The organism is Allobosea sp. 10L417, from assembly GCF_056395485.1.
Genome location: NZ_JBFTJP010000010.1, coordinates 1 through 20,592, shown reverse-complemented (window position 1 = coordinate 20,592; position 20,592 = coordinate 1). Strand labels below are relative to the sequence as shown.

Below are 20,592 nucleotides of genomic sequence, written 5' to 3'. Positions count from 1 at the left end.
GCAACAAGACGAGCCCCGGCCGCTTCGACCGGGGTCATGTGGCTGAGAACGGATTTGAGCTCATGGATATTTCGTCGATTTCCATCGTCGACCCCCGGATGTGGGGTAAGCTTGCCGAAATCATCGCCCTCAACATCGTGCTCTCGGGCGACAATGCGGTCGTGATCGCACTCGCCTGCCGCGCACTGGCGCCGGCGCAGCGGACCAAGGGGATCGCGCTCGGCGCGGGCGTCGCGGTCGTGCTGCGCGTCGTCTTCACGGTACTGATCGCCTCGCTGCTGAACGCGCCCTTCCTGCGCATCATCGGCGCGGGGCTGCTGATCTGGATCGCGGTGAAGCTTATCGTCGAGGACGAGGGGCAGGACGAGAACTCCGTCGCCGCCAGCAGCAAGCTCTGGAAGGCGGTGCAGACCGTCGCCATCGCCGACATCGTCATGAGCCTCGACAACGTGCTGGCCATCGCCGCCGTCGCCAAGGATTCGATCCCGCTGCTCGTCGCCGGGCTGATCATCTCGATCCCGCTGATCGTGCTCGGCGCATCGCTCATCACCAATCTCCTGAGCCGCTTTCCGATCCTCGTCTGGGCCGGCGCTGCGCTGCTGGGCTGGGTCGCGGGCGAGATGTTCGAGAGCGATCCTTGGCTGGTCGAGCGGTTCGGCGCGGAGTTGCTGCACAAGCTCGAATATCCGGCCGCGATCCTGGGCGCTTTGCTCGTGGTCGGTCTCGGCTACTTCATCAAATCGCGCCGGCCCGATCCGGCTCACTGACGAAAAGAGGCACTCTGACCGATGGATTTTTCCTCCTCCACCTTCTGGATATCGCTGCTGCAGATCATCTGGATCGATTTGCTGCTCTCCGGCGACAATGCGGTCGTGATCGCGCTCGCCTGCCGTTCGCTGCCGGAGAACCGCAAGAAGGTCGGTATCTGGCTCGGCGCCGGTGCGGCCGTCGGCCTGCGCATCATCTTCGCGCTGGTGGTGACCTATCTGCTCGGCGTGCCCTATCTGAAGGTGATCGGCGGCGTCCTGCTGTTCTGGATTGCGATCAAGCTGGCGGTCGGCGAGGAGGAATCGCACGGTAAAATCGAGGCGAGCGAGAGCCTTTGGAAAGCCGTCCGCACCATCGCCATCGCAGACGCCGTGATGAGCCTCGACAACGTCATCGCCATTGCGGCGGCGTCGCGCGGACATGCCGAGCTGTTCATCTTCGGCCTGCTGCTCTCGATCCCGCTGATCATCATGGGCGCGCAGCTCCTGACCTCGATCATCGAGCGTTTCCCGATCCTGATCTGGCTCGGTGCCGCGCTGCTCGGCTGGATCGCTGGCGAGATGATCCTTGGCGATATTGCGGTGCTGCAGTGGCTGCAGGTGAACTGGCCGGATTGGGTGAAGCCGGTTTCGACCGATGTCAGCCCCATCGGCATCGGCCCGGCAAACCTGCCGCACTATGCGGCTGCCGTCATCGGCGCGCTCTTCGTCTGCGTCGTCGCCTATGTGCTGAAGCGCAAGCCGGTCGATCAGCCGGGCTGAGCTTCAGCCTCCGTCGAGGACAATTGCTGCGGCGGCCAGGATTTCCTGGCCGCCGTTTTTCATGGTGCGCAGGTGCCCGCGCGCTTGTGTCGGGTGCGACGGGTCGTCCACGCGAAAGGCTGTTTCCGACAGGAGCGATACCGCAAAGCTCTCCGGCGCTCGCCGGAAGCCGACGCCGAGTGCTTTCACATAGGCTTCCTTCGCCGCCCAGATCTGCGCGAAGGCGAGTGGGCGCAGGGCGAGGGGCATCGCTGCGAGGCGCTTGCGCTCGTCGGCATGCAGCACATCGAGCGGCGGAGCGGTCGGCGCTTCGATGCGCTCGACATCGACGCCGACCGGCTGACGCGCCAGCGCGATAGCAACAATGCCCGCCCGCGTCGCGACAGAAAGCTCGATCCCCGATGCCGCGGGCAGGCCGAGCAGCGGTCGCCCGGCCGGGTCATGCGCTATGGCGACATCCTCTTCCGTGCAGCCGAGCTGTCGGGCCAGCAAACGCCGCGCCGTTCCACGTCTCAGCTCGGAGCGCTCCGCCAGGTTACGCGGGCTTGCCCCCGTTGGGATCAGCCAGACGGCCGGGAGGGCAGGGGCCGCGCTGTCGGCGGAATCGAGCCAGAGCATCATTCGACTCTACCGGCACCGCCGCATGCTGTCGCGTTCTGCGCGCCATTCATGCGCCCGTCCCGGTGATGCGCGTTGACGAGCGCTGGGTGTTTCCCCTTTTGGAGGGCGATGCCGCCAGATCAGAACATGGAACCGACTGCCCAGAGGGCCCCGATCACGGGCACCGGCATGGTGCTGGGCATACGCAAGGTGTCCGTGCTGATGCCGGGCATCGTCGTCTTTGCGGTCGCCTTCGGAGCGGCCGCGGCGGCGAAGGGACTTTCCATGCTCGAGACGCTGTCGATGAGCGCCTTCGTCTATGCCGGCGTCGCGCAGTTGGTGTCGCTGGAGCTCTGGCGCCCCGAATGGAGCTGGGGCGCCATCGTCGGCGTTGCCGTAGTCACGGCGACGGTCAATGCGCGCATGGTGCTGCAGGGCGCGTCCCTCCAGCCCTGGTTCGCGAAGTACCCCAAGGCGCTCAACGCCTTCCACCTGTTCTTCTTCACCGATGCCAACTGGCTGATAGGCACACGCTACCAGGCCGAGGGCGGGCGCGATCTCGGCGTGCTCGTCGGGGCTGGACTTGCGCTCTGGCTGGTCTGGGTCGTGGCGACGGGCGGAGGCTACATGCTCGGCGCGCTGGTGAGCGATCCGCGCCGTTACGGCATCGACCTCGTCATGCCGATCTTCTTCGCCGCGATGATCGTGCCGCTCTGGCGTGGCCGGCGCGGCATGGTGCCTTGGGTCGTCGCCGGCCTCGTCGCGCTGGTCACGGCCAAGCTCGTCGACGGCTATGCCTTCATCATCGTCGGCTCGCTCGCCGGCGCCGTCACGGGAGCGTTCCGCGATGACGCTGCCTGATCCCGGAACCTGGGGCGCCGTCCTCGCCATCGGCGCGACGGCGATCGCGACCTATCTCTGCCGCATCGCCGGCGTCGTCCTGATGAGCTTCATCCCGCTGACGCCGCATGTCCGGCGCGGGCTCGCAGCGCTGCCCGGCTCGATCGTTGTCGCGACCGTGCTGCCGCTGATCGAGCGCCTCGGGGCGGCCGCGGCCGTTGCCTTGCTGGTCGCGATCGGCACCATGATCCTGCGGCGCAGCGAGTTGCTGGCGCTGCTGACCGGCATGGCCGCGATCTCCGCCCTGCGCGCGTTCGGCTTCTGATCCATCACCCGCGCCGATTGCTTCCATCACATCACGTCATCCCGATATGCACCGGCGCATGTTGACGACGAAGGGCGGGGGGAGGACGGTGCGTCACAGTAAAATCAGCTAAAATGGAGCGCCGTCATGGCATGGTATTCTCAGACGTGGACCTGGTTCGATGGCGCCTGGCATGAGGGCAACCCCGGCCTCGTCGGTCCGCGCAGCCATGTGCTGTGGCAGAGCTCCTCGGTCTTCGACGGCGGCCGCTATTTCGACGGCGTCGCGCCCGATATCGATCTGCACGCCGCCCGCGTGAACCGCTCGGCGCTGGCGCTCGGCCTGAACCCCACGGTCACCCCGGACTTCATCGTCGAGAAGATGTATGAAGGCGCCAAGAAATTCGCCCCCGGCACCGCGCTTTACGTCAAGCCGATGTACTGGGCCGAGGCCGACGGCCCGTCCACCATCATGCCCGATCCGGAATCGACCCAGTTCGCGCTCTGCCTGTTCGAGGCGGCGATGCCGCAGCCGACCGCCGGCTTCTCGGTGACCAAGGGCATCTATCGCCGCCCGAGCTACGAGACCGCGCCGACCGATTCCAAGGCGGGCTGCCTCTATCCGAACAACGCCCGCGTGCTGAAGGCCGCGAAGGCCGCCGGCTTCGACAATGCGCTGGTGCTCGACATGCTCGGCCATGTCGCGGAGACCGCGACCTCGAACATCTTCCTCGCCAAGGACGGCGTGGTGAAGACCCCGGTGCCGAACGGCACCTTCCTGAACGGCATCACCCGCCAGCGCGTCATCAAGCTGATGCGCGAGAGCGGCGTGCCGGTCGAGGAGTGCAGCCTGCGCTACGAGGATTTCGAGCAGGCCGACGAGATCTTCATGTCGGGCAACTATTCGAAGTGCATGCCGGTGACGCGCATCGACAACCGCACGCTCCAGCCCGGCCCGCTCTTCCGCCGCGCCCGCGAGCTCTACATGGACTTCGCGCACAGCAAGGCCAAGGCCGCCTGAGAAGGCGGTTCGCCCCGTGACGGCGCGCCTCGCCACGCGGCTCACCGAGCGGCTGGGCATCGTCCACCCCATCCTGTCGGCGCCGATGGCGCTGGCAGGCGGCGGGGCGCTGGCAGCCGCGGTGAGCAACGCCGGAGGCCTCGGCCTCATCGGCGGCGGCTATGGCGAGGGCGCCTGGATCGAGCAGCAATTCGCCGCTGCCGGCAATATGCAGGTCGGCTGCGGCTTCATCACCTGGTCGATGGCGCGGAAGCCGGAGCTGCTGACGCAGGCGCTGGCTCACAGGCCCGCCGCACTGATGCTCTCCTTCGGCGACCCACGCCCCTTCGCCGCCGGGATCGCCGCGGCCGGTGTGCCGCTGATCTGCCAGTGCCAGACGCTCGATCATGTTCGGCAAGGGCTGGAGGCCGGTGCCGCGATCGTCGTCGCGCAGGGTTCCGAGGCCGGCGGGCATGGCGCCAGCCGCGCGACGCTGCCCTTCGTGCCGGAAGCGGCCGATCTCATCGCACGCGAAAGCCCTGACACGCTTCTGCTTGCAGCGGGCGGGATCGCGGACGGCCGCGGCCTCGCCGCCGCGCTGATGCTCGGCGCCGATGGCGTGCTGGTCGGCACGCGCTTCTGGGCGAGCCGGGAGGCGCTGGTCCACGAACGCCACCATGCGGCCGCGGTGGCGGCGACTGGAGACGAGACCGTGCGCTCCTCGCTACCCGACATCGTCCGCCAGCTCGATTGGCCGAAGCCCTTCGACATCCGCGTTTCCAACAACGCCTTCATTGCCAAATGGGCTGGGCGTGATGCCGAGCTGATGGGCGCTATCGAGACGGAGGCACCCACCTATCGGGAGGCCGTGACGGCGGGCGATCCCGACAAGGCTGCCGTCATATTCGGCGAGGCAGCCGGTCTGATCTCCGATATTCCAAGCGCCGCGGAGATCGTCGAGCGGATGGCGGCGGAAGCTGCGGCCCTGCTCGGGCGCGCGGGCCGATACCTCGCCTGAGCGTCAGCGCAACAGCTTCAGCAGGCCCGTCGCCTTCAGGCCGCCGATGGCGAGCAACGCGTAGAGCACCGCGGCGGCGGTCGAGATCAGCAGGACTGCCATCAGCAGCGGCTCGAAGGGAAGGGACGCCGTGAGCTTGATCACGAGCGGCGCGCCCCACCATGCCAGGAGGCCGCAAAGGGCCGCAGCGCCGCAGACGATCGCCGCGAACCCGGGCAGGCGTCGGTCGGGCACCGTCCAGTCGCGCCGCCGCGCCAGCACGAACAGCGCCAGCAGATTGACCCAGGCGCCGGCCGCTGTCGCGAGCGCCAGGCCCGGAGCGCCCCAGTCGCGCCAGAGCAGGAGCTTGAGCGCGAGGTTGCAGGCGATGGCGGCGAGCGCCACCAGCATCGGGGTCGTCGTGTCGCCGCGGGCCTGGAAGGCGGAGACCTGCGTGCGGATCATTACGATCGCCGGCAGGCCGAGCGCATAGGCGAAGAGCACGGCTCCGGCGGCGGCGCTTGCCTGCGCGCCGAAGGCGCCGCGCTGGAACAGCCCCGCGACCATCAGTTCCGGCACCGCGACGAAGGCGGCGACGAAGGGGGCGCTGGCGACGAGCGAGATCGCGATGGCGCGGTTCTGCGCCCGGTTGGCGGCAGCCTCGTCGCCGCGCGCGATCGCGCGGCTCATCGCTGAGAGCGCGACGGTGCCGACCGCGATGGCGATCAGCCCGAGCGGCAGCTGGTAGAGCCGCTCGGCATAGTAGAGCGCCGCATAGCCGCCGCGCGGCAGGAGCGAGGCGATGATCGTATCGGCGAAGATCGCGATCTGCTGCCCGGCCGAGCCGATCACGGCCGGGCCGAAGGTCTTGAGGAAGCGCCGGACGCCGGGATCCATATGCGGCCGCACGATCGTGCTGGAGACCTTGGCCCGCTTGGCCGCGATATAGAGCAGGGCCCATTGAGCCACGCCCGAGACCGCGACGCCCCAGGCCGCGGCATAGGCGGCGCTCGGGAACAGGAAGGGCACGGCCAGCGCCGCCATGATGAAGAGGTTGAACAGGATCGGCGCGGCGGCAAAGGCGGCGAAGCGGTCGACTGCGTTCAGTGTCGCGCCCAGAAACGTGACCATGGTCACGAACAGCAGATAGGGGAAGGTGATCCGCGTCAGCGCGACGGCGAGGTCGAAGACGGCGGGGTCGTTGACGAAGCCCGGCGCCAGCAGCGCCACCAGCCAGGGCATCAGCGGCAACGCCAGCACCAGCAGCACGATCTGGATCACGAGGAGGACGGTGAAAAGTCGGTCTGCGAAGAGATTCGCCGCCTCCTGGCCCTGGCGCTCGGCGACATGGGCATAGGTCGGCACATAGGCCTGGTTGAAGGCGCCTTCGCCGAAGATGGCGCGGAAATGGTTGGGCAGGCGCAGCGCCACCGAGAAAGCGTCCATCATCGCGCCGGCACCGAGCACAGCCGCCAGCATGACGTCGCGGGCGAAGCCGGTGAAGCGCGAGATCAGCGTGTAGCCGCCGACCGACAGGATGTTTCTGAGCATCTGCAACCTCGTCATGCTCGGCTTGACCCGAGCATCTCGGGACAGTGAGGCGCCTGAGCCTCTTCCTGAACGAGATTCGCGGGTCAAGCCCGAGAATGACGCCCTGTCATGTTCATCAACGGATCAGCGGCGGCAGGGCGTCGCCGCGCGGATGGTCGACGGTGCGCGCATCGAAGCCGACGCGCTCGCCGATCAGATAGAGCGGGCGGCGCTTCACCTCTGCGAAGATGCGCCCGACATATTCGCCGATCATGCCGAGCGACAGCAGCTGGATGCCGGAGAAGAACATGATCGAGACGATCAGCGACGGGAAGCCTGGCAGGTCGGTGCCGAACAGCAGCGTGCGCAGCAGGAAGTAGACCGCGCTGAACGCGGCGATCACCGCGATGGCAGCTCCCGACCACGTCGCGATCTTGAGAGGGACCGTGGAGAAGGAGGAGAGCCCGTCGAAGGCGAAGGAGAACAGATTGCGATATTTGAACTTGGATTGGCCGTGCTCGCGCTCGGCGACATGGAAGGGCACGCCGATCGAACGGAAGCCGACCCAGGCATAGAGCCCCTTCGAGAAGCGCGCCCGCTCCGGCAATGCGCGCAGCGCATCGACCGCCTTGCGGTCGAGCAGCCGGAAATCGCCGGCGCCTTCCGGCAGGTCGGTTTCGCCGAAATAGGAGAAGATCCGATAGAAGGCCTTGGCGAAATTGCGCTTCAGCGGGGTTTCATCCTCGCGGTCGGTGCGCTGTCCGTAGATGTTGAGATAGCCCTCGTGCCATTTCTCGAGAAAGGTCGGGATGACTTCCGGCGGGTGCTGGAGATCGGCATCCATGATGACCACGGCATCGCCCATCGCGTGGTCGAGGCCGGCGGCGATCGCGATCTCCTTGCCGAAATTGCGGCTGAAGGAGACGGCGCTGATTCGCGGATCGGCGGCGTTCAGGTCTCGGATGACCGGCAGCGTGTCGTCCCGGCTGCCATCGTCGACGAAGACGATTTCCCAGGAGGACACCTTACCTTCGAGCACGCTGCGCAGCCGGCCGACCAGCAGCAGCAGGTTCTCGGCCTCGTTGTGCACGGGCACGACGATCGAAAGCTCCGGCCAACGGGCCGCCCGGGGCGCGCGCTGAACCGGCTGAGATGCGGAATCCGACACGAACAACCTTTCCACGCGCCTCCTCGCCGAGGTGACGCGCGACGCACAGAACCTTAAAGCTTGCCGGCCGACAAGCCCGCCGCGCTATACCGCGATCCGGCTGAACGAGGGACAACAAACGGCATGGCGAAAGGCTTCATCCTCTGCGCCGACGATTTCGCCATGACCGAAGGCGTCAGCCGCGCGATTCTGGATTTGCTGGCGCGCGGCAGGCTGACCGCCACCGGCGCCATGACCAATCGCCCGCACTGGCGCCGGCTGGCGCCGAAGCTCGCCGCTTTCGCCGGTACGGCCGATCTCGGCCTGCATCTGAACCTGACCTGCGCCGCCCCGATCGCCACCATGCCGCGCCTTGCACCCGGCGGCGCCTTGCCGGGGTTGAAGGACGTCGCGCGTGCCGCTGCGGTCTCGGGTGTGGTCAGAGCCGAGATCGCCAGCGAGATCGCGCGACAGCTCGACGCTTTCGAGGATGCGATGGGCCGCCCGCCGGACTTCGTCGATGGTCACCAGCATGTTCACGTCTTGCCAGGCGTCCGGCGGGCGCTGCTCGATTTGCTGGCCCGGCGCTATCCCGCAGGTTCGCTCTATGTACGCGATCCGGCCGATCGGATCGCGGCAATTCGTGCGCGCGGCGTGGCGGTCGGCAAGGCGCTCGTAATCGCCGGGCTTGCGGCGGGTTTCCGCAGCGCGGTGCTCAGGCGAGAGTTGCGCGTCAACTCCGGCTTCGCGGGCGTGGCACCCTTCGATCCGCATCGCGATTTCAGCGCTGACCTCGCCCGCTTTCTGATCAAGCCCGGCAAGGTGCATCTCGTCATGTGCCATCCCGGTTTCGTCGATGCCGAACTGGCGGGGCTCGACCCGGTCACCGCGACGCGGCCCATCGAGCATGCCGCCTTGGCCGCCTTCGAACCGCCGCCGGACATGCCGTTGCGACGCTTCCACGAACTGGCGGGCTGACTGGCGTTCCGGGCCGACGCGCAAGCGATTTGTTTACCCGCATCGGCCAATGTTGCCGGAGGATTGGCTTGGCGTGCTGCCGCAAAATGCGCGCGCCGGATTGCGAGGATGTTCGGGGCGATGACGTGGTTCAGACGCGCCTCGGTTGCGGGCGAGTTGGCGCAGCCGATCGGGCGGGACCTGGGTTCGCTCAGCCGAAAGATCGCCGCTGCCGCCGTTGCGATCGTCGCGGTGACGGTTGTCCTCGTCGTCATGGCGATCGCGCGTTATAACGATGCACGCACCCGCGCCGATCTCGATCAGAAGGTCACGGCGCTGACCCTCATGGTGGTCAATGCGGCACCGTCGCTCATCCTGTCGCGCGACACGAACACCCTCGGCTACATCCTGAACTCGTTGCGCCGCGACCCCGATTTCGACGCCGGCGTGGTCGGGGATGATCTGTCCGCCCTGGCATCGGCGGGGCGCACCGAGGAGGCGCGTCTCGCGCTGACACCTCGCTGGTTGACCGCCGCCGTCGGCCAGGAGCCCTGGAAGGCCTTGGAAGGCCGCGACGAGATCGCAATCGAAGACGACGTCTTCGTGACCAAAATCCATGCCGTGCGCGTTGGCGGCCAGCAGAAGCTGATCGGCTATGTCGCCTTGCGCTTCGACAAGACCCGGCTCGTGGCACGCGCCGCCTGGGAGCAACTCGTCACCATTGGGCTCGGCCTTCTCATTCTGGTCGTGCTCGGGCCTCTGCTATGGATCTCGCTGTCGCGGACGATGCGCCCCCTGCGCAGCATGACGAAATCCATCGTCAGCATTTCCGACGGCAAGCTGGACACACCCATCGATGCGCTGGAACGGCGCGACGAGATCGGCGCGATCGCCCGTGCGCTCGGCGTGCTCAAGGTTCGTCTCGCCGAGCGTGCGACGCTGCAGGAGAAGCAGAGCGCGTCTGAGGATGAGCAGCGCGCGCGCCAGCAGGGCGTCGACATGGCCATCACCTCGTTCCGGAGCGAGGTCGGGCTCGCACTCGAAGCGTTCAAGAACAATGCGGAGCGGATGCGCGAGGCATCCGACGGTCTTGCACGGGTCGCGGCAGAATCGTCGCAGCGCGCTGCGCGCGCTGCCGACAACGCCCATGGTGCTTCCGGGAACGTCGAGAACGCTGCCCAGGCAGCCGAAGAGATGGGTGCGGCTATCCGGGAAGTTGAATTCCAGGTGCGGCGTGTCCGCACCGAGATCGTCGAGGCGGCTTCGGCCTCGCGCGATACGGCGGGTTCCGTGCGTGAACTTGACGAGACGGCGCGTGCGATCGGCGAGGTCGTCAACCTGATCCGTGACATCGCCTCGCAGACCAATCTGCTGGCGCTCAATGCCACCATCGAAGCTGCGCGCGCCGGTGAGGCAGGGCGGGGATTTGCCGTCGTCGCCTCCGAGGTGAAGTCGCTTGCGGCGCAGACCGCGGACGCGACCGACCGCATCGTTGCCCAGGTCGCCGCCATCCAGGGCGCCACCGGCCAGGTCGTCGGTGCGATCCAGAACATCGCCGAGCGCATGAATGCGATCGAGAAGTTCGCAAACTCGGTCGCCACCTCGATCGAGCAGCAGGCGATCGCTACCGGCGAGATCGCCAGCGGCGTTGCGATGGCGAGTTCGTCTTCGCTCTCGGTTTCCAGCGATCTCAGCGTGTTGGCCGATAGTGTCGAGGAAACCGGGCGCTCGGCCGAACAGGTGCGCGGCGCCGCCAGCGAGGTTTCGTCTCAGGCCCAGCGTCTCGATTCGACGGTCGACCAGTTCCTGCGCAGCGTCGCATCCTGAACGGCTGCAGGACCCGCTATAAAAAACGGGGCCGCGAGGCCCCGTCTGCATTTGGGCTTGCCGACAGACTCAGGCCTTGGCGGCGTCGTAGAGCTCCGCGACATACTCCCAGTTCACCAGGCTTTCGAGGAAGGCCTTGAGATAGTCCGGGCGGCGGTTACGATAGTCGATGTAGTAGGAGTGCTCCCAGACGTCGACGCCGAGGATCGGCGTGGCGCCGTGGACGAGCGGGCTCTCGCCGTTCGGGGTCTTGCTGACGGCGAGCTTGCCGCCCTTGACCTCGAGCCAGGCCCAGCCCGAGCCGAACTGGCCGATACCGGCCGCGACGAAGTCTTCCTTGAACTTGTCGACCGAACCGAAGGAATCCACGATCGCCTTCTCGAGCGCGCCCGGCACCTTGCCGCCGCCATTCGGCTTCATCCACTTCCAGAAATGGAGGTGGTTGTAGTGCTGGCCGGCGTTGTTGAAGACGGCCGGGTTCTTGCCGTAGGAGCCCTTGACGATCTCTTCGAGCGACTTGCCCTCGAATTCCGTGCCCTTGATCGCGTTGTTGCCGTTGGTCACGTAAGCGAGATGGTGCTTGTCGTGATGATACTCGAGCGTCTCCTTCGACATGAAGGGCTGGAGAGCATCATGAGCGTAGGGCAGATCAGGAAGAGTAAAAGACATGAGGCCTCTCCTTGGGCTATGAAAATCGCTTGAATGAGAATGGCTTGCCGTCGACGGACGGGGGCAGGGAGGCCCTGCCATTCCACGCGATAGTTAAGCCTCCCGGTGCCGGCCGACAACCGCTTCCACGGCGAAATGCGCATGTCTTCTCGACAGGCGGCCACAATCGCGCCAATTTCCTGCGCCTAAGCGGTCCGGATTGGAAACTCTCCCTTATTCAATACGTTAGATAGTCGCACGGCTTTGCGTCACTTCAGCGCCGGCGCGGCTCATGCCAAGGATGCGAAATTGATCGCGATATTTACCGTTCTGGGCTTCGTTCTCTTCGGCGGCGGCGTCTACGCCATCTATGACGGCTGGCCCTATCTGGTCCTCGAACGCGGCTTCACCCAGGTCATCATCGGTACGATCGCAAGCGGCACCGGGCTTATCCTCCTGTCGCTCGCCTGGGTGCTGCGCGAGGTTGTCGCGCTCAAGCGGTCGCTGGCGGAAGGCGCGCAGATGCGCGTGGATGTGCACCCGGCGCAGGCTGCCGCCGAGCCCGTCCGCGCGCCTTGGGAGGCTGCGCGCGAGGAGCGCATCGCGAAGCAGTCGGCGTTCGTGCCCGCGGCGGTTGGAGCAGCGGCCGGCGCCGTCGCTGTCGGTGCGGTGGCCGAAGCGCTCGTGGCGCCGGCACCGGAAACGGCGGCGCCTGCTGCCGATCGCGCGTCGCCCCCGGATCGGGACCTGTTCGGAGCACTCGTGGCAAAGCGTCTCGAAGAGACGGAGCCGCCGCATGGCAGCGAAGGGGACGCTGCGTCCCCGGAGCCTGCGGAGCCGCTCCCCGACATGTTCGAGGAAATCTCGTCCGGGCATGCCGAAGAGCCGAAGGACGCTCCGATTGCGATCGAGACGGAGAGCCCTGAGCCGGCTGAAATCGTCGCCGCGAAGATCCAGCCGATGGGCGAGGATGAGGCGCTGGCGCATGCGGTCGAGCCGGCTCACATTGATGCCGGGCCTTCGCCGGAGCACGAGACGACGCCCCCGGCTGGGCAGGACGAGGGCAAGCCTGCCGAACGCGATGCCGATCTCGACGAGTTCAGCGCGTTGCGCGAGAGCCTGGCCGGCCACCTGAACGAACCCGCCCAGCCCGGTCTCCGGGTCGAGCCGAGGCTCGAACCTGAGACCGATCCCTTCGCTGAGGCGGAAGCCTGGATGGACAAGGCCTCGCCCCGCAAGGAGCCATGGTTCGAGACCCCCGCACCGGCGGAGGAAGCCACTGCCGAGGCCGCTTCGCCGCCATGGCCGCCGCGGACGGAGGCGCCGGAGTTTGCTTCTGCTCCCGCGCCGGCAGGGGTGGAGCCCGATCCCGAACCTCACGCCGAAACCGCTCTGGAAGATGCCGCCCCGGGCGAAGGCGCACAGACGACGGCCGCCACGCACGCTGAGGCCGTCGAGGACGAGGCGGAAGACGATCAGGCTGCCGCGCCGGAGCGAGCCGCTTCCGATGAAGGCGTCGTCGGCGCCTATCAGGTCGGCGACGCCCATTTCACCATCTATGCCGACGGCTCGATCCGGGCGCGCACCCCCGACGGCGAATATAGCTTCGCCTCGATGGACGAGCTCAAAGTCTATCTCGCCAGCGAGAAGAGCCGGTTGGGCATGTGATCAGGCATCACCGGCGCCCGGCCAGCCTTCGCCAACCGTCTGGATTGCGAAGGCATAGGCCAGCGCCGTCTCTTTCAGGGAGTCGAAGCGGCCGGCGGCGCCGCCATGGCCGGCTTCCATGTTGGTGTGAAGCATGATCGGCCCGCCGCCTGTCATCGTGGCCCGCAGTCTCGCCACCCATTTCGCGGGTTCCCAATAGGTCACGCGAGGATCGGTCAATCCGCCCATGGCGAGGATCGGCGGGTAATTCTGCGCCGTCACGTTGTCGTAGGGCGAATAGCTGCGGATCGTCTCGAAGGCCTGCACGTCGCGGATCGGGTCGCCCCATTCCGGCCATTCCGGCGGCGTCAGCGGCAGGGTGTCGTCCAGGATCGTGTTGAGCACGTCGACGAAGGGCACCTCCGCCACGATACCGGCGAAGAGCTCCGGCGCCATGTTGGCGATCGCGCCCATCAGCATGCCCCCGGCGCTTCCGCCCTCGGCCACGATGCGGCCGCGGCTGGTGAAGCCCGCTTCGGCCAGAGCCTCCGCCGCAGCAATGAAGTCGGTGAAAGTATTGCGCTTGTTCTCGCGCTTGCCGTCGAGATACCAGCGCCAACCCTTGTCTGTGCCACCGCGAACATGGGCGATCGCATAGAGGAAGCCGCGATCGACCAGGCTGAGCGGCCGTGTCCGGAACGAAGCCGACATCGCCGAGCCATAGGATCCATAGCCGTAGAGGAGGCATGGCGCGGAGCCGTCGAGTGGCGTGTCGACGCGGTGCAGGATCGAGATCGGCACGCGCTCGCCGTCCTTCGCCGTCGCGAAGATGCGGCGCACCTTGTAGGTGGCGGGGTCATGGCCGGACGGAATTTCCTGCCGCTTCAGCAAGGTCCGCTCGCCGGTGGCGAGGTTGTAGTCATAGGTTTCGGCCGGCCGGGCCATCGACGCGTAGATGAACCGCAGCGTATCCGTGTCGAACTCGTAGCCGGGGTCCATGCCCAGGCCATAAGCCTCCTCGTCGAAGGCGATGCTGCTCTCCACTCCGTTGGCGAGATCGCGGATGACGATGCGGGGCAGCCCGTCTTCGCGTTCCAGCCGGATCAGGCGCCCCTTCAGGCAGACATGGCTCAGCATCAGCCGCCCCGGCCTGTGCGGCACGAGATCGTGCCAGTTCTCCGGCGCGGGCCCGGAGAGGGGCGCGCTGACGATCTTGAAGTCCTCGGCGTCGTCGGCATTGGTCAGGATCAGGAAGTCGTTGCCATGATGCTCCAGCGCGTATTGCCGCCCGACGAGACGCGGCGCGATCAGGGCAGGCTTGGCGTCGTCCTTGTCGAGATCGACCACGCGCGTCTCGGACGTCTCGTGATCGCTGATGGTAATCAGCAGGAAACGGCTGGACTGCGTCCGGTCGATATCGACGAACATGCCGGCATCCGCTTCGTCATGCAGCAGTTCGTCCGCGCTGCCGGGCGTGCCCAGGCGATGGCGCAGCACGCGCGACGGACGATGATCGGCATCGAGCGCGACATAGAAGAACGAGCGCGAGTCATTCGCCCATACGATGTCACCGGTTGTATCCTCGACCTGATCGGGCAGATCCGCACCGCTCTCCAGGTTACGGATGCGGATCGTATGTAATTCCGAGCCGGCTTCATCGGCGCTCCAGGCAAGCAGCTTGTGGTCTGGGCTGTGCGCGGTATCGCCAAGGTCGAAGAAGTCCTTCCCTTCGGACAATGCATCTGCGTCGAGCATGATCTGTTCGCGCGTCGCCTTCCGCTGATCTGACGGACCTCGCGCACGCCGGCAGATCAGCGGATGCTCTGCGCCTTTGCGGTAGCGTGAATAGTAGAGGAACGGACCATCCGGCTGCGGTACGCTGGAGTCGTCCTCCTTGATCCGCCCGCGCATTTCCTTGACGAGATCGCGCTGCAGCGCGCGCGTCGGCGCCATCAGCTTCTTGCAATAGGCGTTTTCTGCTTCGAGATATTCCCGAATGTCGGCTGGCAATGCATCGGGGCTGCGCAGGACGTCTTTCCAATTCGCTGCCCGCAGCCAATCATAGTCGTCGCGCAGGGGCACGCCATGAACGACGGTCTCCTTGGGCCTGATCTCGGCCCTTGGCGCCTTCGGCCGGCCGCCGCGGCGGGATGGCGGCGTGCCGCGAGCCTGACGATGCTGATCCGAGCGCATGGGAATTCTCCGATAGGGGCGGCGACAGGTAGAGAGCGGCGCAAGCCCTGGCAAGATGCCTGCGGAATCGTGTGTTTGATTTTGCGGTGCAATGAAATGAACTCGCGCAGGGGTTGAATTATAGAGCTTTCCAGAATTTCAATTGTTGGGAATTGTTCTCTTGCATGAATAGTCGGCATGGACTAAACGCTTATCTCGATCAGTCCGCGTTGTCCGATTCTGGGCGCGGTAGTGCTTGATCCGCTATCGCAAAGTTTGGTCAGAAAACAGGCAGAGCAAAACGGGCGATCCTCAGAAAAAACTGCTGCCAAGAACGATAAGGAGTGACATCGCCATGACCGAAAACGAGGGATCGGATTACATCGAGCTGACGGCGGATATCGTTTCCGCTTATGTTTCGAACAATTCCGTGCCTGCATCTGAACTACCTGCTCTGATCAGCGAAGTTCATTCTGCGTTGAATCGCGTCATCGGCGGGGCCGCCCCGGTTGTTCAGGTCGAGGCGCCGAAGCCCGCCATTCCGGTGAAGAAGTCCATCACGGCCGACTACCTGATCTGCCTTGAGGATGGAAAGAAGTTCAAATCGCTGAAGCGACATCTGCGGACGCAGTACAACATGTCGCCGGAGCAGTATCGCGAGAAGTGGGGCCTCCCGCCGGACTACCCGATGGTTGCGCCGAACTATGCCGAGGCGCGCTCGCAGCTCGCGAAGAAGATGGGCCTCGGTCAGCAGCGCCGGAAGCGCCGCTGAGCCGACATCCGGCCAGTCTGCTGGCCAGACGATCTGGCAAAGAGGAAGCCGCCGGGCACCCGGCGGCTTTTTTCATACCTGTCAGCCCGTGGCAGGAGCCGGGGATAGCGTGCCGCCAAGGCTTGTCAGTCTGGATTTAAGAATATAATCCTATTTCGGACGGCGACTCCCTAGCGGTGAGCGTCGTCTGAAATTGGGAACATATCATGAACATTCATGCTGAGAGTGAGGCTTCCCTGCGCGCCACGGCAGGGGCGCGGTTGGCTGAGGCCGCGGTTGCCGGGCTGGCACGCGTTCCTCTCGCCGCTCTGCGCGGCGCCACGCGTGGCCGCCAGCAGGTGGCGTTGGCGCGGCAGGTGGCGATGTATCTTGCCCATGTCACCTTTGGCCTCAGCCTGACGCGTGTGGGCGCCTGCTTTGGCCGCGATCGGACGACGGTGCGGCATGCTTGCGCTCTGGTCGAGGACCGCCGCGACGATCTGCGCCTCGAATGCGGGCTCAACGCGCTCGAAGCCGCGCTCCTGGCTGTGATGCACAGGCTGGAATGCCGGGCAAGGGAGGCGCGCCGATGACCGCTGGACAGGATCGCAACGAGCGGCAGCGGCTGCTCCGGCACCTCGCGCAGCCCGGATGCTATGCGATTGCGTCTCCGTTGGGATGCGGACGCATTGCGCTTTATCGTGAGGCGAGAGGTGCCAGCCTTGGCGCGGGCTACGCCTCGGCGGAAGTCGCCACCGCGCTGATTGCCGATGGTCTCGTCGGCTGGAGCGGCGCGGGCAAATCTGCAAGGCTCGCCCTCTGTGGGGAGGCGCAGGCTCGCCTGCCGGCTGAGGATACGGGCCCCCAGGCCGCAGATCCGAGCCGGCCCCTGCTGGATGAGCGCGAGAGTCCGTTGCTCTGGCTATATCGCCGTTCGGGGAAGGACGGGAAGCCGCAAGTGACTGACGAGGAATTCGCGGCCGGCGAACGTTTTCGCGCCGACATTACGCTGGCCCAGATGCTGCCGCGTACGACGATGAACTGGGACGCCGCCTTGACGCCGGAACAGCGGAGCCCGGGGCCCCGCGACACGGCAGGCGCGTCCGATACTTCGCTCGCGGCCCGTCAGCGGGTCAGGCTGGCCTGCGACAAGCTGGGGCCGGAGCTGTCTGGTTTGGTCATCGACATCTGTGGCTTTCTCAAGGGGCTCGATCTGGTCGAGAGGGAGCGACGCTGGCCGGCGCGTTCGGCCAAGGTCGTGCTCCGCATCGCGTTGGCGACGCTGGCGACGCATTACGGGCTGGCTCGCCCTGCGCGGCCGGCCGGCCTCAGAAGCTGGCAGGCTGCGGACTCTCGTCCAGCTCTCTTTCCGGCAGCGGCCGAATGACGCCGCTCAGCCTGCCGCGGCAGCGCCGGCGTCGCGCTTGATCCGGTCGATCATCGCGCGCACGCCGTTCGAGCGCTGCGGCGTGAGATGGGCGGCAAGGCCCAGCCGCTCGTAGATGGCGAAGGCATCGGTTGCGAGAACCTCGGACGCAGGCCGCCCCGAGAAGATCGCCAGCGCCAGCGCGACCAGCCCGCGCACGATATGGGCGTCGCTGTCGCCGCGGAAATGCAGCAGGGTCTGCGGACCTGGACCGCCCTCACGCCGCGCTTCAAGCCAGACCTGGCTAGCACAGCCCCGCACCTTGTTGGCATCGTTGTGTGCGGCTTCGGACAGCGGTTCAAGGCTCTTGCCCAGCTCGATCAGGTAACGATAGCGGTCGTCCCACTCGTCGAGCAGCTCGAAATTGGCGACGATATCGTCGAGGCTTGCTGTCATGTCCTGCCTGGCCGCGATTGTTCCCTTCAGATAGGGCGCGCGACCTCTTCCCGCGAGGGGAGTTCCGCGTCAAGCGCGTAAAGCCCGGCCTCTTTGTGCGTTGCTAGCGCGTCGCCGGCTTGGCGGTCGCGGTCGTCATTGCGGTATTCAGGATGCGCTCGCGCAGCGCCGGATCGAGGCCGGCGAGAATCTCCGCCGCTTCGCGCGCGGCCGTGAGGCTACCGGCAGCGTTGCGCGCGCTCGCCTGGGCGCTTTCGACGGCGTGACGGACGGTCTGCGGCAGCGTCGTCTCGGCGGGCTTGTTGCCGTGAACCGGAGAGTTCACCGCGATCAGCCCGATGATCGCGACCTTGCGCAGGAAGTGAGCCATCTCGATCTCCATCGCTGATGCGCCTTCGGCACCGGACAAGCGAGATTAGGCAGAGATCCGGAAAAAACGCGTCATTCCGAACGCTCAAATGCGAGTCGAATGCCACAGCCGATCTTCAGGTTCCATTCACCCTGCTGCGAACATCGAATATCGACGCGGAAACGTCAGAATTTCAGTTAAGGTCATGAAAAATCTGGGATAATTCTTCTTTTCCGCTTCCGATGGAGTATGTGGGAGCTTGCGCCTTAAGTCCCGCTTAAACCGCGCATGGCGAGATGCGTGACGCGGACGGGTGGTCCGCAGAGTTTTAGGCGTTGCGTTCCGTATGGCGATCACAGCACTGAGGACACAGGCGGCGGCATTGGTGCATGCATCGGTGCGGTCGAACCCGGCTGAACGTTTGCGCCACGAGCGCTTCGTTCTGTCGCGTCTGCTCGTCGGAGGCGGCGCGCTCAGCCTTGCACCAGCCTATCTTGCCTGGCGCGGCGCGCTCGGCGCTTTCGAGGCAGTCATGGTTGTGGCCGCGGCGCTTCCCGTCCTGGCCGTCGTGCTGCTCTCTCGCACCGGCCGGCTCGACATCGCGCACCTGATCTCGTCGGCGGCTCTGTCGCTCTTCATCATCGCGCTCGCCGGTGCGACCGGCGGCCTGTCTTCACCGTTGCTGCTGTGGCTCGTCGTCGTTCCGGTCGAGGCGGCCTTTTTCGGCTCGCGCGACTTCGTCTTGAGGGCGGGCTGGGTGGCCGTTGCGGCGCTGCTGGCCGCCATCGGCCTGCAGCATCTTGGCCTCCTGGCCGGGCCTGCCGTCTGGACGAGCGAAGCAATGTCGATGCTGGTCATCGTGGCCCTGGCGCAGGTGCTGATCGCGACCGCGATCATGCTGCGCCGGCGCGATGCCGAGCGACGCGCGCACCGCGCGGCGGATACGCGGGCGCAGCTCCTTCTCGATCATGTCGGCGATCTCGTGACCTGGCATGACGCCAACGGTTCCGTCGTCTTTGCGAATGCCGCCGCGCGCGCTCTCGCTGGCGCGGAGCCCCGCGAACTGCTGGGGCGCGGCTTGCTCGATCGCGTGCATGTCGCGGATCGGCCGCTCTTTCTGAAGGCGCTCAGCGATGCCGCCCACGGCGATGGCGCGGCGACCGCCTGCTTCCGCACGCTCTTCGTCCCGCGGGAGGGCGAGAATCGGCGGCCAGTCTCGCTCTGGCTGGAAATGCAGGCCTATCGCACCGGGGAGGCCGAGGGGAGGGACGGAACAGCCGTGGTCTGCGTGATGCGCGACGTCACGGCGCGCCGGGCGGCCGACGACGAGCGCGACCGCGGCCACGCCGAAGCCCTGCGGGCGAATGACGTCAAGGCGCAGTTCCTGGCGACTGTGAGCCACGAGCTGCGCACGCCGCTGAACGCCATCATCGGCTTCTCCGAGATGCTGGGGACCGAGGAGAACGGCTGGATCGATGCGGCCAAGCGGCTCGAATACGCCCGGATCATCCATGCGTCCGGCCACCACCTGCTGGAAGTCGTCAACACCCTGCTCGACATCTCGAAGATCGAGAGCGGCGCGATGGAGATCGAGCGGGACCCGCTCGATCTTGCCGAGCTTGCCCGCGACTGCTGCACGCTGATGGCGCTGCGCGCCCAGAACGGCGGCGTTGCGCTCGACCGTGTCGCGGGCCCGGCTCTTCCGCCGATCGAGGGCGACAAGCGTGCAATGAAGCAGGTCGTGCTGAACCTGCTGTCCAACGCGATCAAGTTCACGCCGGAAGGCGGGCGCGTCATGCTCGCCATCGTCCGCGACGGCGATATGATCGACCTGTCCGTTTCCGACACCGGTATCGGCATCGGGGCTGCCGACCTGCCGCGGCTGGGCGATCCCTTCTTCCAGGTCAAGGGCGCCTATGACCGCAACCATGAGGGCACCGGCCTTGGCCTCTCGGTCGTCCGTGGCCTGGTCGGCCTGCATGGCGGGCGCATGACTGTCGAGAGCGCTCTCGGTGTCGGCACGCGGGTCTCGATCCGGCTGCCGGTCGGCTGCTCTGAAGCCGTCGAGCCGCTGGCCAAGATCGTCACTTTCGCGCGCGCCCCGCGGAAGGGGCTCGAAACCAAAGAACCACTCCGTCTGACCGCCTGAAACCGAGCTGACCGATGTCCGTGACCATGGCCGCCCGTGCCCATTCCAGCGCTTCCCTGTCCGCCCCGGTTCGGCGCGCGCAGCCGGCGCGTCGCAAATCCTCCTGGCTCGGGCGGATCGGCCGCACAGTCGGACGGCGGCCGGGCCGGGCGATCCTGCTTCTCGCCTTCGGCATCGTTTCCTGTGCGATCGTCGCCAATGCGCTGATGTTCCAGAAGGCGCGCCATCCGGCGCCGATGCTCTCGGCTGCACCGGCCGCGCCGCCCCGCGCGGCGGCCGAACGCCGCGCCGAGCCGGCCCCCGCGTCGATCCCGGACGCTGCGC

20 protein-coding genes and 1 pseudogene are annotated in these 20,592 nt (G+C 66.4%); 14 read left to right on the top strand and 7 right to left on the bottom strand.

The genetic code is table 11. The features are described from left to right. The first annotated feature begins 62 nt into the window (after positions 1-62). The gene (locus AC1DE3_RS21585) at positions 63-767 is read left to right on the top strand and encodes a TerC family protein (protein ID WP_441510972.1); all 705 of its coding nucleotides are present in this window, start codon (positions 63-65) and stop codon (positions 765-767) included. Between the two features lie 21 nt (positions 768-788). Beyond that, entirely contained in the window at positions 789-1,529 is a 741-nt protein-coding gene (locus tag AC1DE3_RS21580; RefSeq protein ID WP_441510973.1) for a TerC family protein, read from the top strand. Positions 1,530-1,532: 3 nt separating this feature from the next. On the opposite strand, the gene AC1DE3_RS21575 is transcribed toward AC1DE3_RS21580, so the two are convergent. Next, the gene (locus AC1DE3_RS21575) at positions 1,533-2,150 is read right to left on the bottom strand and encodes a 4'-phosphopantetheinyl transferase family protein (RefSeq protein ID WP_441510974.1); all 618 of its coding nucleotides are present in this window, start codon (positions 2,148-2,150) and stop codon (positions 1,533-1,535) included. Between the two features lie 126 nt (positions 2,151-2,276). Between AC1DE3_RS21575 and AC1DE3_RS21570 the strand changes: the two genes are divergently transcribed. The 4 genes from AC1DE3_RS21570 (at position 2,277) to AC1DE3_RS21555 (ending at position 5,290) form a co-directional block, all read left to right on the top strand. Continuing rightward, on the top strand, positions 2,277-2,990 hold the full coding sequence (locus tag AC1DE3_RS21570) for an AzlC family ABC transporter permease (RefSeq protein ID WP_441510975.1): 714 nt from the start codon (positions 2,277-2,279) through the stop codon (positions 2,988-2,990). After that, the gene (locus AC1DE3_RS21565; protein ID WP_476852777.1) at positions 2,977-3,294 is read left to right on the top strand and encodes an AzlD family protein; all 318 of its coding nucleotides are present in this window, start codon (positions 2,977-2,979) and stop codon (positions 3,292-3,294) included. Before AC1DE3_RS21570 ends, AC1DE3_RS21565 begins: the two co-directional genes overlap by 14 nt. A 126-nt stretch (positions 3,295-3,420) precedes the next feature. Continuing rightward, the gene (locus AC1DE3_RS21560; protein ID WP_441468778.1) at positions 3,421-4,293 is read left to right on the top strand and encodes a branched-chain amino acid aminotransferase; all 873 of its coding nucleotides are present in this window, start codon (positions 3,421-3,423) and stop codon (positions 4,291-4,293) included. 16 nt (positions 4,294-4,309) lie between these two features. After that, entirely contained in the window at positions 4,310-5,290 is a 981-nt protein-coding gene (locus AC1DE3_RS21555) for an NAD(P)H-dependent flavin oxidoreductase (RefSeq protein ID WP_441510977.1), read from the top strand. Positions 5,291-5,293: 3 nt separating this feature from the next. Here AC1DE3_RS21555 and murJ read toward each other — a convergent pair whose 3' ends face one another. Together murJ and AC1DE3_RS21545 are read right to left on the bottom strand one after the other, a co-directional pair. Then, the gene (gene murJ / locus AC1DE3_RS21550; RefSeq protein WP_441510978.1) at positions 5,294-6,820 is read right to left on the bottom strand and encodes a murein biosynthesis integral membrane protein MurJ; all 1,527 of its coding nucleotides are present in this window, start codon (positions 6,818-6,820) and stop codon (positions 5,294-5,296) included. 115 nt (positions 6,821-6,935) lie between these two features. After that, the gene (locus AC1DE3_RS21545; protein ID WP_441510979.1) at positions 6,936-7,967 is read right to left on the bottom strand and encodes a glycosyltransferase family 2 protein; all 1,032 of its coding nucleotides are present in this window, start codon (positions 7,965-7,967) and stop codon (positions 6,936-6,938) included. A gap of 123 nt (positions 7,968-8,090) precedes the next feature. Here AC1DE3_RS21545 and AC1DE3_RS21540 point away from each other — a divergent pair, with 123 nt between their 5' ends. Together AC1DE3_RS21540 and AC1DE3_RS21535 are read left to right on the top strand one after the other, a co-directional pair. Beyond that, complete coding sequence (locus tag AC1DE3_RS21540) at positions 8,091-8,924, top strand: ChbG/HpnK family deacetylase (RefSeq protein WP_441510980.1); 834 nt, start codon at positions 8,091-8,093, stop codon at positions 8,922-8,924. A gap of 120 nt (positions 8,925-9,044) precedes the next feature. After that, on the top strand, positions 9,045-10,730 hold the full coding sequence (locus AC1DE3_RS21535; protein WP_441510981.1) for a methyl-accepting chemotaxis protein: 1,686 nt from the start codon (positions 9,045-9,047) through the stop codon (positions 10,728-10,730). Between the two features lie 69 nt (positions 10,731-10,799). Here the strand turns inward: AC1DE3_RS21535 and AC1DE3_RS21530 are convergent, their stop codons facing one another. Next, positions 10,800-11,399: a superoxide dismutase gene (locus AC1DE3_RS21530; RefSeq protein ID WP_441510982.1), complete on the bottom strand. Its 600-nt coding sequence runs from the start codon at positions 11,397-11,399 to the stop codon at positions 10,800-10,802. Positions 11,400-11,687: 288 nt separating this feature from the next. Here AC1DE3_RS21530 and AC1DE3_RS21525 point away from each other — a divergent pair, with 288 nt between their 5' ends. After that, positions 11,688-13,046: a hypothetical protein gene (locus AC1DE3_RS21525; protein WP_441510983.1), complete on the top strand. Its 1,359-nt coding sequence runs from the start codon at positions 11,688-11,690 to the stop codon at positions 13,044-13,046. Here the strand turns inward: AC1DE3_RS21525 and AC1DE3_RS21520 are convergent, their stop codons facing one another. After that, entirely contained in the window at positions 13,047-15,218 is a 2,172-nt protein-coding gene (locus AC1DE3_RS21520) for a S9 family peptidase (RefSeq protein ID WP_441510984.1), read from the bottom strand. A gap of 334 nt (positions 15,219-15,552) precedes the next feature. On the opposite strand from AC1DE3_RS21520, the gene AC1DE3_RS21515 reads away from it, so the two are divergent. The 3 genes from AC1DE3_RS21515 (at position 15,553) to AC1DE3_RS21505 (ending at position 17,335) form a co-directional block, all read left to right on the top strand. Further along, complete coding sequence (locus AC1DE3_RS21515; protein WP_441511190.1) at positions 15,553-15,969, top strand: Ros/MucR family transcriptional regulator; 417 nt, start codon at positions 15,553-15,555, stop codon at positions 15,967-15,969. Between the two features lie 206 nt (positions 15,970-16,175). Further along, complete coding sequence (locus tag AC1DE3_RS21510; RefSeq protein WP_441510985.1) at positions 16,176-16,541, top strand: helix-turn-helix domain-containing protein; 366 nt, start codon at positions 16,176-16,178, stop codon at positions 16,539-16,541. After that, positions 16,538-17,335, top strand: a complete 798-nt coding sequence (locus AC1DE3_RS21505) for a DUF6456 domain-containing protein (protein WP_476852776.1) — start codon at positions 16,538-16,540, stop codon at positions 17,333-17,335. The genes AC1DE3_RS21510 and AC1DE3_RS21505 overlap by 4 nt, the downstream gene beginning before the upstream one ends. A gap of 6 nt (positions 17,336-17,341) precedes the next feature. Here the strand turns inward: AC1DE3_RS21505 and AC1DE3_RS21500 are convergent, their stop codons facing one another. Together AC1DE3_RS21500 and AC1DE3_RS21495 are read right to left on the bottom strand one after the other, a co-directional pair. Then, positions 17,342-17,770 (bottom strand): SufE family protein, encoded by a 429-nt coding sequence (locus AC1DE3_RS21500; protein WP_441510987.1) that lies wholly within the window; start codon positions 17,768-17,770, stop codon positions 17,342-17,344. Between the two features lie 103 nt (positions 17,771-17,873). Continuing rightward, the gene (locus AC1DE3_RS21495; RefSeq protein WP_441510988.1) at positions 17,874-18,140 is read right to left on the bottom strand and encodes a hypothetical protein; all 267 of its coding nucleotides are present in this window, start codon (positions 18,138-18,140) and stop codon (positions 17,874-17,876) included. A gap of 325 nt (positions 18,141-18,465) precedes the next feature. Here AC1DE3_RS21495 and AC1DE3_RS21490 point away from each other — a divergent pair, with 325 nt between their 5' ends. Together AC1DE3_RS21490 and AC1DE3_RS21485 are read left to right on the top strand one after the other, a co-directional pair. Next, a complete protein-coding gene (locus tag AC1DE3_RS21490) occupies positions 18,466-20,268 on the top strand; it encodes a sensor histidine kinase (protein ID WP_441510989.1) in 1,803 nt (600 codons plus the stop codon). A gap of 14 nt (positions 20,269-20,282) precedes the next feature. Next, a pseudogene (locus AC1DE3_RS21485) lies at positions 20,283-20,592 on the top strand (hypothetical protein); the annotation flags it as partial.